This window comes from Pseudomonas sp. AP3_22 TE3818 (assembly GCF_053628995.1).
The window spans coordinates 2,929,417-2,951,457 of record NZ_JBRJHL010000001.1 but is presented as its reverse complement, the minus strand read 5'-3'; the positions used below and the strand labels follow the sequence as shown (position 1 = coordinate 2,951,457).

Genomic DNA, 22,041 nt, shown 5'->3' with positions numbered 1-22,041 from the left:
GATAACGCGTGTTAACCGGATAAACGCGGCGCATTTGAATCCATCGCCAGCAAGCTGGCTCCTACAGACGCGGTCTACTGTGGGAGCTGGCTTGCCAGCGAGGGTCGTTAACGATGGCGCGGGTAAACTGGATAAACGCGGCGCATTTGAATCCATCGCCAGCAGGCTGGCTCCTACAGACGCGGTCTACTGTAGGAGCTGGCTTGCCAGCGATGGTCGTTAACGATGACGCGTGTTAACCGGATAAACGCGGTCCCCTGTAGGAGCTGGCTTGCCAGCGATGGTCGTTAACGATGACGCGTGTTAACCGGATAAACGCGACGCACTTGAGTCCATCGCCAGCAAGCTGGCTCCTACAGACTTCCGGGAATGCGTGAAGAAGATCCCCCTTCGGACCCGCCCTGCCGGTGGGTCCGGTTTGATGCCGGCTACGGGACCCGGGGTACCCGCCACGACATGGCGCAGCGGCTACCGGGTTCAAAACCGCAGCCGTGCTCTTGTGCCAGGATGTCTGCAAGGCGCTTGTCCAGAGTTGCCCCAGCGGCGACTTCAAACCCCAGCCGCCGGTAAAAAGGCGCGTTCCACGGCACCTGTGTGAAGGTCGTCAGCGTGACACAAGCCAGCTGATTCAAGCGTGCATATTCCATCGCCGTTTCAACCAGTCTTCGTCCCCAGCCCTGCCCCTGCACGGACTGTTTGACCGACAGCTCATGGATATGAAGATCGCTGCCGTGGCGTTCTGCACTCAGGAAACCCATGGGCCGAGCTTGCGCATCGACAGCCACCCAGCAAGTCGATAACGCGATCAACTGCCTGTGTCGATCGACTGTCATGGGAGCGGCGTCCGCCAGCCAACCCAGCTCATCGATCGAGCGGAACGCCTGAGCGGCGCAACGCTCAACAGGGGGCAGCAACGGTGCATCATCGGGTACAGCCAGGCGAATGTGTGCAGGCATGAGTCAGCTTTTCTCCTCGACGTCCCGAATCACGGCAGCAAGAATGCGAATCCCGTCATGAACCTGCTGCGGTGTCAGGCCGGCATAGCCCAAAATGAGTCCTGCGGGTCGCTCATGCTCTGCGCACGAGGGTTCGGCAAACAGCGGCGAGAGCGGATAAACGCCCACCCCGCGTTCGAGCGCCAGCGCCTGTAGCCTGGGTTCATCCTGAGCGCGCAATGCCGATAACAGCAGTACGCCATGCAGGCCCGCCGCCATGCCGACCAGTTGCCCGTGCCCCACCAGATGTTGCTCGACGGCCTCCAGCAAAGCCCTTCGCCGCTGCTCATTCTCCCGGCGCAGGCGGCGTACGTGGCGCTCATAGGTGCCACTCTCGATCAACGAGGCGAGCACGTTTTGCTCCCAGCGCGGTGAGTGACGATCGGTCAGCCGTTTGGCTTCACGGAAAACATGCACCAGCTCCCGTGGCAGCACCAGATAGCCCAACCTGAGCTGCGGTGAAAGTGCCTTGGAGAAGGTGCCGACATAGATGACGCGAGCTTGCGTGTCCATCGATTGCAGCGCGTCGATAGGTCGCTGACCGTAACGAAACTCGCCGCCGTAATCGTCCTCAATGATCCACGCGCGCTGTCGACTCGCCCATCCCAGCAGTTCCAGGCGACGCGCGACCGGCAGCACCGCCCCCATGGGAAACTGGTGCGACGGCGTCACATAGGCCAGGCGCACGCGATCATCTTCCGGCAGGGCGCCGGTATTGAGCCCAAAGGTGTCGACAGACAGGGGCAGCGCCATGGCGCCCACGGCCTCAAAGCAATATCTGGCCATGCGGTAACCCGGTTCCTCGAAGACGAACCCATCGCCGGGGTTCAATAGAAGCCGGGCACACAGGTCAAGTCCCTGCTGCGAGCCATGCACGACGAGGATTTGCTCCGCATCGCACGTCAGGCCTCGTGCTCGTTGCAGGTAGCCTTGCAGGGCGCTGCGCAAACGCGTCTCACCTTCGGGCTGCCCGTACGCAAGGCTCGGCTGGCGCTTGACCAGTTCGGCACGATAGGCGCGCTGCCAGCCCAGGGCCGGAAAGTCCCTCGAGGCGACCGAACCGTAGCGGAAATCGATGCGCGCACCCGGCGATGCCATGCTGTAGGGCTTCAGGTCGGCAACACGCTGCCCGTACAGGGAAAGCGCAGGTGGCAGCGCTTTGTGCCGCACCGCGTTCCCCCTGGTGTGCCCGGACGAGGGACTGATCAGGCTCGCGACCGTGGCAGCTTTACCCGCCGTTGTCGCGACAAAGCCCTCGGCTGCCAGTTGCTCATACGCCGCCGTCACCGTGGTTCGCGACACGCCGAGCTCGGCCGCCAGTGCCCTGGTCGACATCAGCTTCGTGCCCGCTGCGAGCGTGCCCTCTTCGATCTGCGCCCGCAGCCTGGCATAGATGCGGCGTTGCGCACCGCGCAAGGATGCATCTGGCCCATCTGAAAACTGGCCCATGGAAAAACCTCAAAACTGGCACTTTCTGTGATGCAGGTCGTGGTCGACATTATGGATACCCGGCCACCCGGAATGAAATCCCCATTTTCAACCGACAACTGCAAGGAGACCGCCTCTTGGAACTGGAACTGACCGCCACCACACTCCTTGTCACCTTCGCCGGCGTCTTTCTGATCTGCTTCATGAAAGGCGCGTTCGGTGGCGGCTTTGCCATTGTCGGCATCCCGCTGCTGTCGCTGGTGATGGACCCGATCACCGCCGGCGGACTGCTCGCGCCGCTGTTCATCGCCATGGACCTGTTCGGCCTGCGCTACTGGAAGCCATCCACCTGGTCAAAACCAGACCTTCGTTTGCTGGTACCCGGCCTGGTCGTCGGCATTGGCGTCGGCTATTTACTCTTTCGCGTGATGGACCACCGTGCGGTCGCCATTGTGATGGCAGCGATCACACTGATTTTTGTCGGCCTCTGGTTCAAGGCCGGTGGAGAAGTCAGCGTACGCCCGCGCTCATCGCCCAAGGCGGTGGCCGCGGGTGTCACCTCGGGCATCACGACCATGGTCGCGCATTCAGGTGGACCACCCTTGGCGATGTACCTGTTGCCGCTGGGTCTGAGCAAGCAGCTCTATGCCGGCACCACCAGCCTGTTCTTCACGGTGGGCAATCTCCTCAAGGCGGTGCCCTGGCTGCTGCTGGCCAAGCCCACTGGAAACGTGCTGAGCCTGATGCTCATTTGCCTGCTCGCCGTTCCCAGCGGTGTCTGGCTTGGCTGGCGGCTGCACGCCAGACTGGATCAACGCCAGATGTACCGCGCCTGTTACGGCTTGCTGGTGGTCACCGCCGTGAAGCTGCTTTGGGATGGCATCGGCGGCTATATCGCCTGAAACGGTCCCGCCATCGTCAACTCGAGGTTGCGGACAGTATCCGACCGGCAATGGCCGCCCATCTTGATCGGCCGCTACTGCCTGAGGCCACCCAATTGCTCGATGACACCGCGACGCTTCAGTTCGGCAAGGCGCGCGTCGTCGATCCCCAACTGACGCTTGAGGACTTCATCGGTGTGTTCACCGAGCATGGGCGCTGGACGCGGATATTCCACCGGCGTACCCGACAATTTGATCGGGCTGCCCACCGTGACGAAGTCTGGCTTGAGCGGATGCGGGATGTTCACCAGCATGTTGCGCGCCTTTACCTGGGGCTCATCGAGCGCCTGGGCGATGCTGTTGATCGCGCCCACCGGAACACCCTTGGGATGAATACGTGCAACCCATTCATCGGCGCTATCGCCGCGAAAATGCTGCGCCAGGATGCCGACGATGACCTCACGGTGGGTGACCCGGTCCGCGTTGCGCGCAAAGCGCGGGTCTTTGGGCAGGTCCGGCAGGCCGATGGCCTCGCACAGGGTGACAAACTGCGAGTCGTTGCCGCAGGCAATAATGAAATCACCATCACTGGCCCGGAACACCTGGTACGGCACGATGTTGGCGTGAGCGTTGCCGTAGCGTCCCGGGGGTTTACCGGAAGCCAGGTAGTTCTGGCTCTGGTTGCACAATGTGGCGACCTGCACGTCCAGCAGCGCCATGTCGACGTGCTGACCCAGGCCGGTCTTCTCGCGACTGAGCAGAGCAGCCTGAATGGCAACCGTCGAATAGAGCCCCGTCATCAGGTCGGAAAACGCCACGCCGACTTTCTGTGGACCACCACCGGGTAAATCATCGCGCTCACCGGTGATGCTCATCAGCCCGCCGATACCCTGAATGATGAAGTCATAGCCCGGCTCTGCAGCCCGAGGGCCGGTTTGCCCGAACCCCGTCACCGAGCAATACACCAGTCGCGGATTGATCTCGGACAAGGTGGCGTAATCCAGCCCGTATTTCGCCAACGAACCGGCCTTGTAGTTTTCAATCAGCACGTCACTGCTGGCAGCAAGGGCGCGCACGATCTCCTGGCCTTCGGCACTGGCCAGGTCCAGCGCCACCGACAATTTGCCGCGATTGGTCGACTGGTAGTAGGAGGCCTCGTGGGTGGTCTGGTCATTTTGCCCTTTCATCCAGGGCGGTCCCCAGCCACGGGTATCATCACCCACGCCCGGCCGTTCGATCTTGATGACTTCCGCTCCCAGGTCGGCAAGCGTCTGGCCACACCATGGACCAGCGAGCACGCGGCTCAAGTCGAGCACGCGGTATCCTGTCAAAGCACCCATTTCATCTCACCTTTGCTTCGCGTCTTCAGACGCGCTCGATAACCATTGCCAGCCCTTGGCCGACACCTATACACAGACTGATCACGGCATAGCGTTTGCCGCTGTGCTGCAATGCGCGGGCGGTACTCAGCGCCAGCCTGGCGCCCGAAGCCCCCAGTGGATGGCCGACAGCAATGGCGCCGCCATTGGGGTTCACCCGCGGATCGTCGAATTCGACGCCCAGGCCCTTCAGACAGGCCAGAACCTGGCTGGCAAAGGCTTCGTTGATTTCGATGATGTCCATGTCCGCCAGTTTCAAACCGGCACGCGACACGGCCTTGTTGATCGCCTCGACCGGACCGACGCCCATGATACGAGGTGCCACACCTGCAGCGGCGGCAGACAGGATGCGCGCCATCGGCACCAGTCCGTAGCGTTCACCGGCAACGGCGGAACCGATCAGCAACGCCGCGGCGCCATCGTTCACACCCGACGCATTGCCCGCGGTCACCACCCCACCGACGTCCAGCGGTTGCAGGCGTTCCAGGGCAGCCAGATCCGTTTGCGGACGTGGATGCTCGTCACACTCGACCAACCTGGGCGGTGTCTTGCGCCCCGTTGGCACACTGACCGGGAGCAATTCGTCATCGAAGAAACCCGACGCGCGTGCGGCTTCATATCGTGCCTGCGAGCGTGCGGCGAACTGGTCCGCCTGGGCGCGGTCGATACCGAACTCCCGGGCCACGTTGTCGCCAGTCTGCGGCATGCTGTCGTTGCCATATTCGGCAGTGATCTTCGGGTTGGGGAAGCGGGCGCCGACGGTGCTGTCGAACACCGTCAGGTCGCGACTGTAGGCGGTTTGCGCCTTGGCCATGACAAAGGGTGCGCGGGACATGCTTTCCACACCGCCGGCAATGAACAACTCGCCTTCCTTGCAGGTCACGGCGCGTGCCGTGTCGATCACAGCGGCCAGGCCACTGGCGCACAGTCGATTGACTGTCTGCCCCGGCACCGTCACCGGCAAGCCCGCGAGCAGTGCGGCGTGACGGGCGATGTTGCGGCTGTCTTCACCCGCCTGGTTGGTGTTGCCGAGAATCACGTCCTCGATGGCATCGCCCGGGATGGCATGGCGGGCCAGCAGTTCACGGATCACGTGGGCGGCAAGATCGTCCGGCCGTACCGGGGCCAGCGCGCCGCCGTGGCGACCGAATGGGGTACGCAGCCCCGCAAAGATGTAAGCGTCGAGCATTGAAATGTCCTGAATATTGAAAAGATCAGCCAAGTGCCGGTTCGTTGTGACGCAGCGACAGACCCAGTGTTGCGCGTCGGCGTAGCCATGGGCCTGGGCGGTAACGCGGATCGCCCGTCAATTCACTCATGCGCTCGAGAATGGTCAGCAAGTGCCTGGCGCCGACACTGTCGCCCCATTCCAGAGGGCCTTGCGGGTAACCGAGGCCGCGTCGCACGCCTTCGTCGAGATCGTCCACGCTGGCAATACGCTGCTGGACGATGTCACCGGCCAGATTGACGACCATCGCCAGTACGCGTTGAGCGACAAAACCAACGCTGTCATTGATCACGCTGACACCCACACCATCGCGTGCCAGCAATGCATGCGCCGCATCGCGCATGTCCGGATGTGTTGCCGGTGTCAGCATCAACGTGCGGTAGCGAGCACTGTCGAGCAAAGGGTCGAGGCAGACCGTACGCGTCGGGTCGGTGGCAAAGCGCTCGGCGGCACTGGTGGCGTCCAGGCCGTAGGGCGCCAGCAGGCAGAGGGCTTCACTGGAGGGCGTGGCGCCCTGCTCCACCTGCGCCCCCAACCGCTCCAGCAAGGTCGCCAGGCGCGCATGGTCGGCCTGGTTCTCGGTACCGAGCCACACCGGCGGCAGCGCTTCCACTACAGGGACTGGCTGCGCTTTGGGCACATCAACCATGTGCCCGTCGGCGTAGCGATAAAACCCCCGTCCGACCTTGCGACCGACATGACCTGCCTCGAGCATCTGCCGGGTCAGCGCGGCCGGGCGATAACGCGGTTCCTGGTAAAACTGGCTGTAGATCGACTCGATCACCGGATGGGAAACATCCAGGGCGGTCAGGTCGAACAGCTCCAGCGGCCCCATGCGAAACCCCAGGCCTTCACGCAGGATGCGGTCGATTTCAGCGGGCTCGGCCACGCCTTCCTTGAGAATCTGCAAGGCTTCGGTACTGTAGGCGCGCCCGGCATGATTGATGATGAACCCGGGCGTGTCCTTGGCGCGAATACCGCGGTGCCCCATGCGAGCCGCCAGTGCTTGCAGGCGATCCCCCACCTGCCGGTCAGTGGCAAGGCCATCGATGACCTCCACCACTTTCATCAATGGCACCGGATTGAAGAAGTGGAAACCGGCGACCCGCCCGGGAATCCGGCAGTTTCGCGCGATGCTGGTCACCGACAGTGACGAGGTATTGGTGGCCAGCACGCAGTCGTCAGCCACGACCGCTTCAAGTTCGGCAAGCAGCGCTTGCTTGGCGTCCAGGCGCTCGATGATGGCTTCGATGGCCAGATCGACGTGCCTGAGTCCGGTCAGTACCGTGGCGACCCGAACCCGATCGAGGGTTGTCCGGGCCTCGCCGGCTTGCAGCTTGCCCTTGCCAACCAATTTGTCCAGGGTCTGCTTGAGGTTCTCACGGGCGGCCTGGGCGGCACCTTCACGGTTATCGAACAGCAGGACTTCAATACCGGCCTGCGCCGCGATCTGCGCAATACCGGTACCCATGACGCCAGCACCGACAATTGCCAGGTGATTGATCTCGCGTGTCATCCGTCATTCTCCCGAGAAAGTGGCCTGGCGTTTTTCCAGGAAGGCACGCGCGCCCTCCTTCTGGTCCCTGGAGTCGAACAGCAACTGGAACGCCTTACGCTCAAGGGCCAGGGCACTGTCCAGAGGCAGATCGGCACCGGCCAGCATCACCTCCTTGATCTGCGCCACCGCCAGTGGCGGCAAGGCAGCGATCTCAGCCGCCAGCGCGAGGGCGCGTGGAAGGGTTTGGTCATCACTGACCATCTCGCTGATCATGCCCATGGCCAGCGCCTCGGTTGCCGTCACCAGACAACCGGTCAGCGCAATGCGCATAGCCTGGAACTTGCCAACGGCGCGAATCAGCCGCTGGGTGCCACCGGCACCCGGCATCAGGCCGAGCTTGACTTCCGGCTGGGCGAAACGCGCCGATTGCCCGGCGACGATGATGTCGCAATGCATGGCCAGTTCGCAGCCGCCGCCCAGCGCAAAACCGTTCACCGCGGCAATCACCGGTTTGGGGCAACGACTGATGGCCTCCCACAGGTACTCCGTGTGGCGACGGTACATCTCGATGGGGCTGGCCTCGGCGAATTCGCGGATGTCGGCGCCGGCGACAAAGTACTTGTCACCGCCGGCAAGCACGATCGCACGGACCCGATCATCAGTGGCCAGGGCCCGGAAAATCGTTGCCAGTTGCTCACGCACTGCTCCATTAAGCGCATTTTTGGCCTCGGGCCGGTGAATGCTCACGACAGCGACGCCATCGTCGCCAACTTGCAGACCCACTACAGATTCTCGGGAATCCATATCTACCTCTTGTTTTGTTTCGCTATGCGAAACTCAGTACCGTATTTGTGATTTATCATAGGTACGCTTCAAAATTTCTGTAAATTAAATTTTTGAAATATATGTTTTTTTCCTTTGTTATCAACTAGTTGAATACTTCAATAAAAACACATTGGCTTTTTTTGATGCGACCACTACAATTTCGCTAGACGAAACTGAATTTTATTTACTTGCATTTCACAAATTTGAGGTTCTACCATGAGTCGCAACAAAGACGACCAACCCGCCGTGGAGAAGATCAAGGGAACCGATGAAATCGACTTGCTGAAGAAAGGCATGCTCGACCCCGCCAGCGCGCCGGGCGAGGACGAAATCGGTGGCCAGTTCGTGACGGCATTGGCACGCGGGCTCGAACTGATGAGGTGCTTCACGCCGCGTCAGAACGTTCTGGGCAATCAGGACCTGGCGCGAATGACCGGGCTGCCCAAACCAACCGTGACACGCCTGACCAATACGCTGATGCGCCTGGGTTGTCTCAAGCGCGAAGTGCATTCGGGCAAGTACCAACTGGACGTCGGTGTGCTCGGTTTTGGCTACGCCATGCTGTCGAATCTTTCGATTCGCTCACTGGCTCATCCGCTGATGGAGGAACTGGCCAATCACGCCCAGGCCGCCGTTGCGATGGCCGCGCGCGATCGGCTGCAGATGGTTTACCTGGATGTGGTCCAGGGCAAAGGCAATACGACCATGCGTCGGCAGATCGGCAGCTACCTGCCCCTGGCACAAAGTTCGATGGGCCGCGCGTGCCTTGCCGCGATGCCGGAAACCGAGCGGGAGTTCCTGCTCGATCACATCCGCCAGCGCGAAGCCGAGCAATGGCCAGCCATCCGCAAGGGGCTGGACAAGGCATTCAGGGATTACTCCGACTACGGCTTCTGCCTGTCGATCGGAGAGTGGCATCGCGACGTCAATTCCGTTGCGGTGCCGTTGCTGCATCCGCAGTTCGGGTTGCTGACCTTCAACTGCGGAGGACCGAGCTTCCAGCTGCCCCGGGAGCAACTCATGGACGATACAGGGCCGCGTCTGATCGACATGGTCAACAACATTGGCGCCGCTGCCCGGTGAGGTAACGGAGTAACGGCGCCCTACAACAAACGGCTCGCTTGCGAGCCTGCAGGAGCGCACATGATCCGTGACACCGAAACGCTGCAGATTTTGCTGGATTCACTTCACCAGTTCGTCAATGAGGTACTGATCCCCCGTGAAAACGAGGTGGCTGAAACTGATGCGATCCCCCGGGACATCATCGGGCAGATGCGTGACCTGGGCCTGTTCGGCCTGACCATTCCGGAGGACTTCGGTGGCCTGGGCGTCACCATGGAGGAAGAGGTGAACATCGCCTTCGAACTGGGCCGCACCTCTCCGGCCTTTCGCTCCTACATCGGCACCAACAACGGCATCGGCTCCATCGGTATCCTGCTGGACGGCACCGATGAGCAGAAACAGCATTACTTGCCAAAGCTCGCCAGTGGCGAACTGCTCAGTTCCTTCTGCCTGACCGAACCTGACGCCGGCTCGGACGCCGCCTCGCTGAAAACCACCGCCGTGCGCGACGGTGACAGCTACATCCTCAATGGCACCAAGCGCTTCATCACCAATGGACCGCACGCCAGCATCTACACAGTGATGGCGCGCACCAACCCCGGGATCAAGGGCGCCGGCGGCATCAGCGCGTTTATCGTTGAGCGCGGCACGCCGGGCGTTTCCCTGGGTAAAACCGACCATAAAATGGGCCACAAAGGCGCGCACACTTGCGACGTCATTTTCGACAACGTACGCGTCCCTGCCAGCCAGTTGATCGGTGGCGTCGAAGGCGTTGGCTTCAAGACCGCGATGAAAGTGCTCGACAAGGGTCGCCTGCATATCGCGGCACTGAGCGTCGGCGCCGCCGAGCGGATGCTCGACGATGCCTTGCACTATGCCCTGGAGCGCAAACAGTTCGGCCAGCCCATCGCCGACTTCCAGCTCATCCAGGCCATGCTCGCCGACAGCAAGGCGGAGATCTATGCCAGCCGCTGCATGGTGCTCGATGCCGCACGCAAGCGCGACGAAGGCCGCAACGTCAGCACCGAAGCATCCTGCGCCAAGATGTTTTCCACCGAAATGTGCGGCCGTGTCGCCGACCGCTGCGTACAGATTCATGGCGGCGCCGGCTATGTCAGTGAGTACGCCATCGAACGCTTCTACCGGGACGTTCGCTTGTTCCGCATTTATGAGGGCACGACCCAGATCCAACAGATCGTCATTGCCCGGAACATGATCCGCGAAGCTCGAAACTGAGTTCGCGATCCATCCCATACAAATCGTTCCCCTCATAAATACAAAAAGGTAACGCTATGGACACTGCTGCTCAGGTGGGTGAGACCACGCATGCAAAAACCAGTACCTGGGTACTGGTCTTCGTTTTCTGCTTCCTTGGATTGTTGATCGATGGCGCCGATCTGATGCTGCTCTCCTACAGCCTGGGCAGTCTCAAGGCCGAATTCGGCTTGAGCAACGTAGAGGCCGGCAGCCTCGGCAGTTTCACCCTCGCGGGCATGGCCATCGGTGGCATATACGGTGGCTGGGCCTGTGACCGTTTCGGCCGGGTGAAAACCGTTGTGTGGAGTATCACGCTGTTTTCCGTCGGCTCGGCAGTGCTGGGGCTGACACACAGCTATTGGCAGTTCGCGATCATTCGATTCGTCGCATCTCTGGGCATTGGCGCACTGTATGTTGCGTGCAACACGCTGATGTCCGAATACGTGCCGACCCGCTATCGCACGACGGCGCTCGGCACCCTTCAAGCCGGCTGGTCGGTGGGCTACATCGTCGCCACGCTGCTGGCGGGCTGGATACTGCCGATCCACGGTTGGCGCTGGTTGTTCTACATCGCCATCATCCCGGTGATCCTCGCCCTGGCCATGCAGCGCTTCGTCCCCGAACCGCAAGCCTGGATCGATGCACAGGTTGCCCGTGCCCGGCAGAAAGTCGCTGGTGTGGGCAAGCTGTCAACCGAAAAGCCGGAGGGCATGTTCAAGCAGATTTTCAGTGACCCGCAGGCTCGCCGCATGTTCATCCTCTGGGCGTTGACGGCCGGTTTCCTGCAATTTGGCTACTACGGCGTGAGCAACTGGATGCCGACCTACCTCGAAAGCGAACTGGGCATGAAATTCAGTTCCATGACCGGTTACATGGTCGGTACCTATACGGCGATGATCCTCGGCAAGGTGCTCGCCGGCCTGGCGGCGGACCGTATCGGTCGTCGGGTCGTATTCGCCTTCGGCGCCCTGGGGACCGCCGTGTTCCTGCCAGCGATCGTGCTGTTCCAGAGCCAGGAAAACATCCTCTGGATGCTGGTGGTGTTCGGCTTCCTGTACGGCATTCCCTACGGCGTTAACGCGACCTACATGACCGAAAGCTTCATGGTCAAATTGCGTGGGTCTGCCGTTGGCGGTGCCTACAACATTGGTCGCCTGGGCGCGGCTGTCGCCCCCGCCTCGATCGGCTATCTCGCCTCGAATGGTTCGATCGGCCTGGGTTTCATGGTCATGGGCGCGGCCTACTTCATTTGTGGTGTGATTCCGGCGCTGTTTATCCGGGACAAGCAGTTCGATCCGCAAAAGCAATAGCGCGCCCACGCGCAGGTCGATTCGACGTTACGCGGCTCCCTCGGGATCTATCTGCCAGGTCGAAAACACTTCGATGGCGAAATCCACGAACGCACGCACCTTGCGATCCAGGGTCGCATGCTGGGGAAACAGCGCATACAGCTGCGCATCGTCGGCTCGATTCCAGCGCGGTAGCACGATCTCCAGTTCACCCGCAGACACCCGGTGCGCGGTGAATTGGGTGGAGATGAGCGCGATACCGCCACCGTTGACGGCCTGCCGGATGATGGTGACCGATTCGTTGGAGATGAGCACGGGCTTTACGGTGAGCTCGGCAACCTCACCCACGTCGTTTTTCAGGCGCAAGGTGGAGGACGGGCCATCGCCTCCCACCACCAGGATGTCGTGGTTGACCAGGTCCTGCGGGCTCGCAGGCCGGCCGACACGATCCAGATAGGCGGGGCTGGCCACGAGCCTGGCACGCGACCAGCCCAGTGACCTGCTCGCGTATTGCGAATCGACAAGGGGACCTGTCCGTAGCGCTGTGTCGAATCCATGCTCGATCAGGTCCAGGGGTTGGTCGTCGTAGGTCAAAACGAGCTGTACTTTCGGATAGCGCCGACGAAATTCGACCAGTGCAGGTTCCAGCACGATCAACCCGACGGCATAAGGCATCAGGACACGAAGCGTGCCTTCCGGCTCAGTGCGCAACGCTTGAGTCGTGCGGTTGGCGTCGTCAAGAATCTCTTCGGCGCGTACGCAACGCTCATAGTAACCACGGCCCGCTTCGGTGACCGAGATGCGCCGCGTCGTGCGATACAGCAATTGCACCCCAAGCTCATGCTCCAGCGCCTTGACCTTGCGGCTGGCACTCGTGACGGGCATGCCCAGTTGTGCCGCGGCGGCGGTAAAACTGCCGCGTTCAACCACTCTCAGGAAAATACGGATGCTTTCGAAATCCATCGCACTGCCGCCTCTCATAGCCAGCCGATTATACCGATCAGGGAAATAATCTATCCCGAAAAAGCACAATTATCCCGTGGCATGCCGGGTTTTATCCTTCCGGGATGAAGACTCGACTTGCAAGCTTGCTTATCAGACACGCTCCCGCCTGGACGCGGTTGTTCACGCCACCGCCCGGGACGACCTGGTCGGGTGCAGGGTTCGCCGTGCGTACCACGGCGGCCTCGCTGATCGCGCTCTACATTGCCTTCCTGATCGGGCTCGACGCGCCCAAATGGGCGGCGATGACGGTGTGGATCGTGGCGCAGGAAAGCCGTGGCATGAGCCTGTCGAAAAGCAAGTACCGGATGGCCGGAACCACCCTGGGTGCGGTCGTGGCCGTCGCGCTCATCGCCTTGTTCTCCCAGACACCCGCATTAATCATGTTGACCTTGGCCCTGTGGCTCGGTCTCTGCACCGGAATTGCCACGGCATTACGTAATTTTCGTGCCTACGGGGCGGTACTGGCTGGCTACACCGCAGTGATCATCGTCATGGATGCCGTGGCTGCGCCCGAACATGTCTTCGATATTGCCATTGCGAGGATCACTTACATTTTCCTGGGCATCATCGTCGAAGCCGTGTTGGCCGCGATCTTCGCTCCTGGCAATCCACTCAACGATGCCCGTCGACAGCTAGACGGTTACGTCCGACAAGCAGCGGCGATCTGCGCGGCGACACTCAAGGGCGACGCCAACGACGTTGCACTGCACCCGCTCATGGCCAAGGCGGTTAATCTGCATACAGCGTTGGAATACGCGGCGGCGGGCTCGACAGTCATGAAATGCAGACTGGGTCACTTTCAAGCCTGCGCCACAGCGACGCTTGCGCTATTGGTGGCGGCCCGGCAGTCAAAAACACCACCGGCTGGCGCACTCGAACTGATGAGTGAAACACAGGCGTTGCTGGAAGCTGTTGCCACCAATCCATCAGCCAGGCACCTGGCAGTCGCTTCACTGAACGAACGTGTAAAAACCGCTTGCTCGCAAGAAGCGCTCACCGTTGGAGCCTTGCCCTCTCCCCGGCTCATCCTGCTCGATCAACTGCGAGTGCTGCTTGAATCGCTGCACCAGGCATTGGTGCAACTGGACTCGCTCGATCATGAGCAGGCGCCGGCGTTGCCACTGGCTTTTCACATCGACCCGGTCGCCGCTGTACACAATGGTGTACGAACCTTCCTTGCCGTGCTCGCGGCAGCGTCGTTCTGCATGGTGACTGGCTGGTCGTCGGGCCCTGGCTTCGTGACCATCGTGGGTGTGGTGTGCGCACTGTTTGCCACCCGGGCGAACCCCGTGGCGGGCGGCATCGGGTTCATGTTGGGTGCGGCTTGCGCGGCCATCGCGGCGGCTCTGTGCAATTTCGTGCTGCTGCCGGCTGTATCGGACTTTGCCATGCTGGCGCTCATCACTGGAGGATTCATGTGTGCCGCCGGCCTGGCGATGCGTCATCCACGCACCGCCGCACCGGGGGCCAGTTTCGCGATTTTTTTCTGGAACCTGATTTCTCCGCAAAACAACTCGCAGATGATCGACGCGGCCAACTTCTTCAATGGCGTGCTGATTCTGCTGCTGGGCATGGCGTGCGGTACGTTGATTTTCGCCCTGGTCTTTCCCGCCAGCCCCCGTGCAGCGCGATACCGCCTGCATCGCGCTGTCCGCAGGGATCTGCGGCGCATTGGCCATCATCCGGGCAGATGGACTGGCGGCGAATGGCTGACCCGCACCGCAGACCGTCTGGGTCATCAACTGACGGCCGTCGGCCGCCACTTCGACACCCAGGCTGGACGTGAGCTGCGCGGACTCCTGGGTGCCTGGACGATTGGCGACGCCGTGATCGCGCTGCATCAGTTGGCCGAAGGCTTTCACCCGGCACGCCGGCCCGTGGCAGTCCTCCTGCGCCGACTCACCGACATTGATCCGCTACGTTTGGCTCGCGCAGCCCGCTCCAGTGCACGGCACTTCACCTGGCAATCTCGTGGTGCCAGCGAAAGCAAACGCCAGGACCTGCTGAGCGCAGCGATTCTATCCCTGGCCATCGCCGAGGCGGCATCCGAGCACGGCGCTTTTCTCGGTGCTGGATGATTCAACCCTGTCGGGATCGCTCCTCGCGCAGGAACGCCATCAACATCGTCGCCGGTTCACCTGGTTCCCCACTGGAAATATCCGGTGGGCAAAAAACCAGATTGCCATGTGCTCCCTTCGTTCATTCTTGCGTCGCACTGTTCATTGCCCGTTCCCCGTACGTCTGGAGTTTCCCCAATGCCCTCGCCTAATTCCTTGCCCGCCGCGCTGCTGGGCCTGGCCCTTGTTTGTCCGGCCATGACCGAGGCTCAGGGCCTTGAACTGGGGCAAGTGCTGATCGGGGCCGAGGACCAGAGTGACGAAGACCAGGGGATCGAGGACGCCAGGGCCCGGCTGGCCCAGGTACCCGGCGGTACCAATGTGGTCGACATGCGCCGTCCGCTGCAGGGCCGCGTGGCGAGTAACCAGGATGTGCTGGCTTATCAGCCCGGGATCTATGCCCAGTCGGCGGGCAATGAGGGGGTGAAGATCTCGATCCGCGGATCGGGCATCAACCGTGCGCCGGGTGCCCATGCCTCGGGGCTGTACACCATGCTCGACGGTCTGCCGCTGACCGGCCCTGGCGGCACGCCCTATGAACTGTTGGAACCGCTATGGCTCGACCATGTGGAGGTACTGCGCGGCGCCAACGGTTTCGACCGCGGTGCCCTGGCCTTGGGTGGGGCCATCGATTATGTCAGCCATACCGGCTACAACGCGCCTAAGTTACAGGTACGCTACGCAACGGGCAGTCACGGTTATCAGCAGCGTCAGGTCAGCTCCGGACAAGTGCTGGGTGACTTCGATTACTACATGGCCCTGACCGACGCAAACGCCGACGGCTACCAGGACCACACGGCCAGCGAGAGCCAGGGCGTCATCGCCAACTTCGGTTATCGCTTCAACCCGAACCTGGAAACGCGCTTCTACCTGCGCCACCGCCAGACCGACAACGACCTCGCGGGACGCGTGACCAAGCACTCCATCGAGCACGATCCACGGGCGGCCAACCCCGCCTACGTAGCGCGGGACGACCGCCGCGACGAGCCGGGCAGTACCTTTATCGGCAACAAGACCACCTGGTACCTCGATGACGATTCGAGCATCCAGAGCGGCCTTGTCTACCACGACTACCCCATGGACTTGCGTGAGGGGCCCAACCGCCTGAAGGTGGCGTACACGGACGTCAGCGGCACGTTCGACTACAAGCGCCGCGACACCCTCTGGGGCCTGCAAAGCCAGAGCACCCTGGGCCTGCGGATGACCAAACACCTGCCCAACTCAGGCGCAAGCGAGTTCGTGCGCATCCCCACCGGCAACACCGCCGGTTACGCACCGGGCACGCTGATGCGCAACTTCACCTACCAGGGCTCGGACACGGTCCTGCATGTCGGCAACGACCTGGAGATCGCCGACGACCTGTGGCTGACCACCGGCCTGGCCGCCATTTACACCCGCCGTGAAAGCGACGTCACCTATCCGCAGGAAGGCGGCAAGACCAGCCTGCACGACTGGGACTATGCCCCGCGTGTGGGCTTGCGCTACCAGCTGACACCTGACCTGCAACTGTTCGGCAATCTCAGTCGCTCGGTCGAGGCGCCGCACCCCTGGTCGCTGATCTATAGCTCCAACATTCGCTTTCCCGCCGGCAGCGGCCCCGCCACAGGCGCCCAGCGCGATCCGGTCAAGCTGCAAAACCAGACCGCCACCACCCTGGAAATCGGTGGTCGCGGTGACAGTACCCTGGGCCAGTGGAGCCTGGCCTGGTACTACGCCCAGGTGCACCACGAATTGCTCTCGGTGTTGCCGGACGCCAACGCCACCACGCCGTACGAGCTCAACGCCAGCCCCACCGTGCACCAGGGCGTCGAAGCCAGCCTGCTGAGCCCGCTCTGGTCGCCGGGCGATGGCGGCCAGTTGAGCCTGCGCCAGAGCTATACCTTCAGTGACTTCCACTACCGCGACGATGACCGCTTCGGCGACAACCGCCTGCCCGGCCTGCCGATGCACTATTACCAGGGCGAACTGCGCTACGACTGGCCACAAGGCTTTTTCGCCGCGGTCAACACGCAATGGGTGTCCAAGGTGGCGGTCGATTACGCCAACAGCTACTACGCCGATCCCTACGCCCTATTTGGCGCGACCCTGGGCTACAACGCCCCCAAGGGCGACTGGCAGACCTGGCTGGACCTGCGCAACCTGACCGACAAGCACTATGCCGCCACGGTCACGCCGGGCTACGACGACAAAGGGCTGGACGCGGCACGCTCCACCCCCGGCGAGGGCATGGCGATGTACGTCGGGGTGTCGTGGAGCCTGCTCTGAGGCGTACCTCTACACGGACCTTGTAGGAGCTGGCTTGCCAGCGATAGCGATATGCCGTTCAACATTTCTGTTGAATATGTAAACGCCATCGCTGGCAAGCCAGCTCCTACAGGGGTTGCTGGTTGTTCACGGAATCGATTCACCTTGATTATTCGGCAAATATAGATAGCTGACTAATTACAAGCTCAACTATGATGAGCTAACTCCTCCGCAGCAGATTTCACCATGACCGACATATTGACCCTTGGTTTTGCCCTGCATGACAGCGCCCGGCTGATGCGCAAGCGGTTCGAGCAACGCGCGCGGCATGTCGGCCTCACTCGCTCGCAGTGGCAAGTGTTGGCCATGTTGTCGACCCATGAAGGCATCCATCAGAAGGGGCTCGCGGACCTGCTGGAACTGGAGTCGATCACCCTCGTGCGCCTGCTGGACAAGATGGCCGAGCGCGGTTTGGTCGAGCGACGTCGTCACCCCACGGACCGGCGCCTGTCCCTGCTGTTTCTGACGGAACAGGCTCACCCGCTTCTGGAGCTCATGCGCGACATGGGCCGAACGACTCGCCAGGAAGCCACCCGCGGATTCTCTGCCGAGGAGGAACAACTGCTGCTGCAGATGATGAAGCGGATGAGGTCGAATCTGATCGAGGCCTGCAGTCTTCCCGTCGAAGAGCCGGAGTCATCGTCATGATTGAGAGACGCCAGCTCGTGCGCACCACGCTCTTTGCCTTGTTGCCCATCGCGCTGGTGGTCGGCGGTTACCTGTATGTCACCGGCGGGCAGGTCATTTCCACCGACAACGCCTACATACAGGCCGATCATGTCGGCGTCTCCACCGATGTCTCGGGGCTGGTCGCCTCGGTGGATGTGAAGGACAACCAGCGAGTCGTCAAGGGTCAGGTCCTGTTCACCCTGAAGCCCGAGCCCTTTGAGATTGCGCTGGCCAGTGCCAGGGCCCAGTTGAACAACGTGCGCAATCAGATCCTCAATCTCCAGGCCAATTACAGGCAAGCCCAGGCCGAGATCGACCAGGCGCAAATCGACCTCGCCTACTACCAGGCCAGCTTCCAGCGCCAGCAAACCCTGCTCAGCGTCTCTGCGGTGTCCAGAACCAACTACGACGATGCCAAGCACGCGCTGGACAGCACCCGGCAGAAAATCACAGTGGCCAGGGCCACGGCGCAAATGGTGCTTGCGCAACTGGGCGGAACCATCGACACCCCCGTCGAGCAACAGTCCACGTATCTGATCGCCCAGGCCGCCGTCGACGAAGCCCGGCGCAACCTGGACAACTCGGTGGTCAGGGCTTCGTTCGACGGTGTCGTGACCAACGTCGATTCGCTGCAGGTCGGCTCCTACCTGCAGCCACCCCAGTCGGGCATCAGCCTGGTGTCGGCCGATCACCTGTGGGTCGCTGCGTCCCCCAAGGAAACCGAGCTGACCCACATGAAACCCGGTCAGCCCGTCCAGATCAGCGTCGACAGCTACCCCGGCGTGCAGTGGCACGGCACCGTCGACAGCATCAGCCCGGCGTCGGGTTCAAGCTTTTCGCTGCTGCCCGCGCAAAACACCACGGGCAACTGGGTCAAGGTCGTGCAACGGATTCCCGTGCGCATCAGCATCAATGATGCCGGGGAAAAACCGCCGCTGCGCACCGGCATGAGTGTGCAGGCCGAGATCGACACCGGCTCGGCCCGTGGCCTGCCGCACCTGTTCTCGGGGCTGCTGGCAAGCAAGGCCCCGGCCCTGGCTCATGAATAACCCGGCGCCGATCGAACCGGTGGCCCATCGCGCGATGATCACCGCCTGCGTCGTGCTGGCGGTGATCATGCAAGCGCTCGACACCACCATCGCCAACGTCGCCCTGCCCTACATGCAAGGCAGCATCTCGGCCAGTTCGGACCAGATCAACTGGGTGCTGACGTCCTACATCGTCGCCGCGGCAATCATGACCCCGCCGTCGGCCTTCCTGGCCCGGCGCTTCGGGCGCAAACGCGTGCTGTTGTGGGCGATTGTCGGTTTCGTGATCTCGTCGATCCTGTGCGGCCTGGCGCAATCGCTGGAAGAAATCATCCTCGCCCGACTGCTGCAGGGCCTGGCGGGCGCGGCGCTGGTGCCGCTGTCCCAAGGCATTCTGCTGGACATCTACAGCCTCAAGGAACGCGGTTCAGCCATGGCGCTGTTCGGCGTGTCGGTGATGGTCGGTCCGGTGCTGGGGCCGATGCTCGGCGGCTGGCTGACGGAAAACTTCAGTTGGCGCTGGGTGTTCTTCATCAATTTGCCCATCGGTATGCTCGCGCTGGCCGGCATCGTCTATTACGTCAGCGAAACCACCACCGACACCTCGAGCCGCCTGGACTGGCTCGGCTTCGGTTCGCTGAGCGTGGCGATCATGGCCCTGCAACTGTTTCTCGACCGGGGCGAACAACTGGGCTGGTTCGCTTCCGGTGAAATCCTCGTCGAAGCCATAGTGGCCGCTGTCGCCCTGTATGTATTTCTGGTCCACACCTTCACCACCGACACGCCCTTCATCAGCCCGAAGCTGTTCAAGGACCGCAACTTTTCGATCAGCGTCGTGTTTATTTTTATCGTCGGCATCACCTACCTGGCTTCACTGGCGCTGATGACCCCTTACCTGCAAACCCTGATGGGCTATCCAGTGCTGACCGCCGGCATGGTGATGGGCCCCCGTGGCCTGGGCACGATGCTGACCATGTTCCTCGCCGGCCGCCTGTTGGGCAAAGTCGATACCCGCCTGTTACTGCTGATTGGCCTGGGCTTGTCCGCCCTGTCGATGGGGCTGATGACCGGCTGGACACCGGATGTGTCGATGCAAACCGTGATCTGGGTCGGCTTCATCCAGGGCACCAGCCTGGGCATGCTGTTCGTGCCATTGACCACGGTTGCCTTCGCGACCCTGCCCGCCTCCTTGCGCGCCGAAGGCACCGGGCTTTACAGCCTGTCGCGCAACGTCGGGTCCAGTGTCGGGATCTCCATCGTCACCGTGCTGCTGACCCAGAACATCCAGGCCAACCACGAGCAGATCGGCGCCTACGTCACGCCTTTCAACCGCGCCTTCGATGCAGGGTCGATCAAGAACTACCTGGACCCGATGGCCGCCTCCGGCCGCGCCGCCCTGGACGCGATGGTCAATGTGCAAGCCAGCTGGATCGCCTACGTGAACGACTTCAAGCTGCTGATGCTGTTGTCACTGGCGGTCATGCCGTTGTTGCTGATCATCAAGACCCCAAAAGCCCAGGCACATGAAGAACCGGCACCGGTGATGGAGTAATCCCGGCTCAACACGCCACCGCCCGCGACGACTAAGCTTTTTGTAACCCCACCTCGTCCCTCAAGGAGCTATCCATGAGTGCCGCTGCCCTGTCCGAACTCGATGCCGCCCTGCCCGGCCTGACCCGCAAGATCCGCGTGCTCGATGCGCTGTCCTGGCCCGATGGCGTCGAGGAGGACTTCCTGGCGAAATGGCGCAGCGGACGTGCCACGCTGCCCGATGTCAAGTTGCAACCCCGCGACCACAGCGCTGACATCGCCGCCCTGGAAACCTTTATCAGCCATTGCGATGTAGGGCATCCGGCCGGGAATTTCCTGGCCCTGACCGCCCGTAGCTATGCCACGGCCGGGCACATGCTGGGGGCCATCGGGACTCCCGCCTTTACCCAATACTCGTCAGCGCTGTACCGGCGTCCGGACTTCTATTATTCGCGCCTGCAGCTGAGCATGCTCGACGCAGCCCGATTCTTCCTCCAGACCACCGACGCCCTGTTGGGGGGTGCACGCATTCCACCCAGCCCCGCCGAGATCCCGGCCAAGGTGTTCGCCGCCTGGATTCAACCGGAACTGGACCGTTTCTTCGGCGCCGGACAGATCACGGTCGTGCTCGATCCGAACCTGGCCGCCAAGGCCATCGCCGGATCGAGCCGCATTCGCCTGCGGGCCAGTGCGCTGTTCACGGAGCTGGACAAGCACCAGCTGTTGCAACACGAGGCCTTCGTGCATGTCGCCACCGCACAGAACGGCGCGCGACAGCCCAACCTCACAAGCCTGGGCCTGGGAGCGCCCCGCACAACCCAGACCCAGGAGGGCATTGCCACCCTGGCCGAACTGTTCACCGGCAGCATGGACATCAACCGCCTGCGGCGCCTGGCCCTGCGCGTGCTGGCCGTCCAGCAGGCGCTGGAGGGCGCCGACTTCATCCAGGTCTTCGAAGGTTTTCTGGCGGCCGGGCAGACGCAAGAGGAATCCTTCCGCTCAACCCAACGGGTGTTCCGCGGTGCCGATCTGCGGGGTGGCTCAGCGTTTACCAAGGATGCCGCTTACCTGACCGGGCTGCTCGGCGTCCACACCCTGCTGCGCATTGCAATCCGCGATAACCGGCCGGAACTGATCGGGCATTTGTTTGCAGGGCGCCTCAGCCTGGCGGATACCGTGCGCCTGGCGCCACTGTTCGAATCCGGCTGGCTCAAGGGACCGTCCTACCTTCCGGCCTGGGCCTCTGATCTGCGTCTGCTGGCGGCGAACCTGGCCTTCTCGGCGTTCATTTCCCGGATCAGGCTGGATGTGCTGGACCTGGACGTGTTCATGGCATTTGCCGAAGAACACGAAAGCGATGCCAGCGCACACTGATCGGAATCAGGACCTGGATCACAGCGTTTCAAAGCCAGCCGGGGTCCTTCAAATGAGCTGCTACCATTAGGAAGCGGTGTCGAGGCGCAGCTCTGTGGCTTGCAGGGTCGGCTCTCACCTGCCAGGGATTGATCCACTCATTTCAAGCCTGCCTGACCACATGGGGGGTGCA

General features: G+C 62.0%; 18 protein-coding genes. 11 read left to right on the top strand and 7 right to left on the bottom strand.

What is annotated here, in order from left to right:
* The first annotated feature begins 91 nt into the window (after window positions 1–91).
* The gene (locus tag AB7M25_RS13320; protein ID WP_454237432.1) at window positions 92–223 is read left to right on the top strand and encodes a hypothetical protein; all 132 of its coding nucleotides are present in this window, start codon (window positions 92–94) and stop codon (window positions 221–223) included.
* Window positions 224–428: 205 nt separating this feature from the next.
* Here AB7M25_RS13320 and AB7M25_RS13315 read toward each other — a convergent pair whose 3' ends face one another.
* Together AB7M25_RS13315 and pdxR are read right to left on the bottom strand one after the other, a co-directional pair.
* Entirely contained in the window at window positions 429–956 is a 528-nt protein-coding gene (locus AB7M25_RS13315; protein ID WP_429384437.1) for a GNAT family N-acetyltransferase, read from the bottom strand.
* A gap of 3 nt (window positions 957–959) precedes the next feature.
* On the bottom strand, window positions 960–2,444 hold the full coding sequence (gene pdxR, locus AB7M25_RS13310; RefSeq protein ID WP_454237431.1) for a MocR-like pyridoxine biosynthesis transcription factor PdxR: 1,485 nt from the start codon (window positions 2,442–2,444) through the stop codon (window positions 960–962).
* A 116-nt stretch (window positions 2,445–2,560) separates the two neighbouring features.
* Between pdxR and AB7M25_RS13305 the strand changes: the two genes are divergently transcribed.
* Complete coding sequence (locus AB7M25_RS13305; RefSeq protein ID WP_429384442.1) at window positions 2,561–3,325, top strand: sulfite exporter TauE/SafE family protein; 765 nt, start codon at window positions 2,561–2,563, stop codon at window positions 3,323–3,325.
* A gap of 74 nt (window positions 3,326–3,399) precedes the next feature.
* Here the strand turns inward: AB7M25_RS13305 and AB7M25_RS13300 are convergent, their stop codons facing one another.
* Genes AB7M25_RS13300 through AB7M25_RS13285 form a run of 4 tightly spaced genes read right to left on the bottom strand, consistent with a single transcriptional unit; the run spans window position 3,400 to window position 8,213 of the window.
* Window positions 3,400–4,644: a CaiB/BaiF CoA transferase family protein gene (locus AB7M25_RS13300; RefSeq protein WP_429392980.1), complete on the bottom strand. Its 1,245-nt coding sequence runs from the start codon at window positions 4,642–4,644 to the stop codon at window positions 3,400–3,402.
* Between the two features lie 25 nt (window positions 4,645–4,669).
* A complete protein-coding gene (locus tag AB7M25_RS13295; protein WP_454237430.1) occupies window positions 4,670–5,872 on the bottom strand; it encodes a 3-oxoadipyl-CoA thiolase in 1,203 nt (400 codons plus the stop codon).
* Between the two features lie 25 nt (window positions 5,873–5,897).
* Window positions 5,898–7,427, bottom strand: a complete 1,530-nt coding sequence (locus AB7M25_RS13290) for a 3-hydroxyacyl-CoA dehydrogenase (RefSeq protein WP_454237429.1) — start codon at window positions 7,425–7,427, stop codon at window positions 5,898–5,900.
* A 3-nt stretch (window positions 7,428–7,430) separates the two neighbouring features.
* A complete protein-coding gene (locus AB7M25_RS13285) occupies window positions 7,431–8,213 on the bottom strand; it encodes an enoyl-CoA hydratase (RefSeq protein WP_454237428.1) in 783 nt (260 codons plus the stop codon).
* A gap of 237 nt (window positions 8,214–8,450) precedes the next feature.
* Here AB7M25_RS13285 and AB7M25_RS13280 point away from each other — a divergent pair, with 237 nt between their 5' ends.
* The 3 genes from AB7M25_RS13280 to AB7M25_RS13270 are packed head-to-tail and all read left to right on the top strand — an operon-like array spanning window position 8,451 to window position 11,863.
* Window positions 8,451–9,317, top strand: coding sequence for an IclR family transcriptional regulator (locus AB7M25_RS13280; RefSeq protein WP_429392990.1), 867 nt, complete (start codon window positions 8,451–8,453; stop codon window positions 9,315–9,317).
* Window positions 9,318–9,377: 60 nt separating this feature from the next.
* On the top strand, window positions 9,378–10,532 hold the full coding sequence (locus tag AB7M25_RS13275) for an acyl-CoA dehydrogenase family protein (protein WP_429392992.1): 1,155 nt from the start codon (window positions 9,378–9,380) through the stop codon (window positions 10,530–10,532).
* Between the two features lie 56 nt (window positions 10,533–10,588).
* Window positions 10,589–11,863: an MFS transporter gene (locus AB7M25_RS13270; RefSeq protein WP_429392994.1), complete on the top strand. Its 1,275-nt coding sequence runs from the start codon at window positions 10,589–10,591 to the stop codon at window positions 11,861–11,863.
* Between the two features lie 27 nt (window positions 11,864–11,890).
* Here the strand turns inward: AB7M25_RS13270 and AB7M25_RS13265 are convergent, their stop codons facing one another.
* Window positions 11,891–12,805: a LysR family transcriptional regulator gene (locus AB7M25_RS13265; RefSeq protein WP_454237427.1), complete on the bottom strand. Its 915-nt coding sequence runs from the start codon at window positions 12,803–12,805 to the stop codon at window positions 11,891–11,893.
* 158 nt (window positions 12,806–12,963) lie between these two features.
* On the opposite strand from AB7M25_RS13265, the gene AB7M25_RS13260 reads away from it, so the two are divergent.
* The 6 genes from AB7M25_RS13260 to AB7M25_RS13235 all read left to right on the top strand — a co-directional run bounded on the left by AB7M25_RS13260 (window position 12,964) and on the right by AB7M25_RS13235 (window position 21,869).
* Window positions 12,964–14,925 (top strand): FUSC family protein, encoded by a 1,962-nt coding sequence (locus tag AB7M25_RS13260; protein WP_454237426.1) that lies wholly within the window; start codon window positions 12,964–12,966, stop codon window positions 14,923–14,925.
* 177 nt (window positions 14,926–15,102) lie between these two features.
* Window positions 15,103–17,229, top strand: a complete 2,127-nt coding sequence (locus tag AB7M25_RS13255) for a TonB-dependent receptor family protein (RefSeq protein WP_454237425.1) — start codon at window positions 15,103–15,105, stop codon at window positions 17,227–17,229.
* A 225-nt stretch (window positions 17,230–17,454) separates the two neighbouring features.
* Window positions 17,455–17,916: a MarR family winged helix-turn-helix transcriptional regulator gene (locus tag AB7M25_RS13250; RefSeq protein ID WP_429384446.1), complete on the top strand. Its 462-nt coding sequence runs from the start codon at window positions 17,455–17,457 to the stop codon at window positions 17,914–17,916.
* Window positions 17,913–18,986, top strand: coding sequence for an HlyD family secretion protein (locus tag AB7M25_RS13245; protein ID WP_454237424.1), 1,074 nt, complete (start codon window positions 17,913–17,915; stop codon window positions 18,984–18,986). Before AB7M25_RS13250 ends, AB7M25_RS13245 begins: the two co-directional genes overlap by 4 nt.
* A complete protein-coding gene (locus tag AB7M25_RS13240; protein WP_454237423.1) occupies window positions 18,979–20,517 on the top strand; it encodes a DHA2 family efflux MFS transporter permease subunit in 1,539 nt (512 codons plus the stop codon). Before AB7M25_RS13245 ends, AB7M25_RS13240 begins: the two co-directional genes overlap by 8 nt.
* Before the next feature lie 74 nt (window positions 20,518–20,591).
* On the top strand, window positions 20,592–21,869 hold the full coding sequence (locus AB7M25_RS13235; protein WP_454237422.1) for a tyrosine/phenylalanine carboxypeptidase domain-containing protein: 1,278 nt from the start codon (window positions 20,592–20,594) through the stop codon (window positions 21,867–21,869).
* Window positions 21,870–22,041 lie beyond the last annotated feature (172 nt).

Excerpts from the sequence above, each read along its gene's own strand:
- AB7M25_RS13280 (WP_429392990.1), top strand. The coding sequence starts at position 8,451 with ATGAGTCGCAACAAAGACGACCAACCCGCCGTGGAGAAGATCAAGGGA.
- AB7M25_RS13295 (WP_454237430.1), bottom strand. The coding sequence starts at position 5,872 with ATGCTCGACGCTTACATCTTTGCGGGGCTGCGTACCCCATTCGGTCGC.
- AB7M25_RS13240 (WP_454237423.1), top strand. The coding sequence starts at position 18,979 with ATGAATAACCCGGCGCCGATCGAACCGGTGGCCCATCGCGCGATGATC.
- AB7M25_RS13285 (WP_454237428.1), bottom strand. The coding sequence starts at position 8,213 with ATGGATTCCCGAGAATCTGTAGTGGGTCTGCAAGTTGGCGACGATGGC.
- AB7M25_RS13250 (WP_429384446.1), top strand. The coding sequence starts at position 17,455 with ATGACCGACATATTGACCCTTGGTTTTGCCCTGCATGACAGCGCCCGG.
- AB7M25_RS13245 (WP_454237424.1), top strand. The coding sequence starts at position 17,913 with ATGATTGAGAGACGCCAGCTCGTGCGCACCACGCTCTTTGCCTTGTTG.
- AB7M25_RS13275 (WP_429392992.1), top strand. The coding sequence starts at position 9,378 with ATGATCCGTGACACCGAAACGCTGCAGATTTTGCTGGATTCACTTCAC.
- AB7M25_RS13290 (WP_454237429.1), bottom strand. The coding sequence starts at position 7,427 with ATGACACGCGAGATCAATCACCTGGCAATTGTCGGTGCTGGCGTCATG.
- AB7M25_RS13300 (WP_429392980.1), bottom strand. The coding sequence starts at position 4,644 with ATGGGTGCTTTGACAGGATACCGCGTGCTCGACTTGAGCCGCGTGCTC.
- AB7M25_RS13270 (WP_429392994.1), top strand. The coding sequence starts at position 10,589 with ATGGACACTGCTGCTCAGGTGGGTGAGACCACGCATGCAAAAACCAGT.
- pdxR (WP_454237431.1), bottom strand. The coding sequence starts at position 2,444 with ATGGGCCAGTTTTCAGATGGGCCAGATGCATCCTTGCGCGGTGCGCAA.
- AB7M25_RS13315 (WP_429384437.1), bottom strand. The coding sequence starts at position 956 with ATGCCTGCACACATTCGCCTGGCTGTACCCGATGATGCACCGTTGCTG.
- AB7M25_RS13265 (WP_454237427.1), bottom strand. The coding sequence starts at position 12,805 with ATGGATTTCGAAAGCATCCGTATTTTCCTGAGAGTGGTTGAACGCGGC.
- AB7M25_RS13255 (WP_454237425.1), top strand. The coding sequence starts at position 15,103 with ATGCCCTCGCCTAATTCCTTGCCCGCCGCGCTGCTGGGCCTGGCCCTT.
- AB7M25_RS13235 (WP_454237422.1), top strand. The coding sequence starts at position 20,592 with ATGAGTGCCGCTGCCCTGTCCGAACTCGATGCCGCCCTGCCCGGCCTG.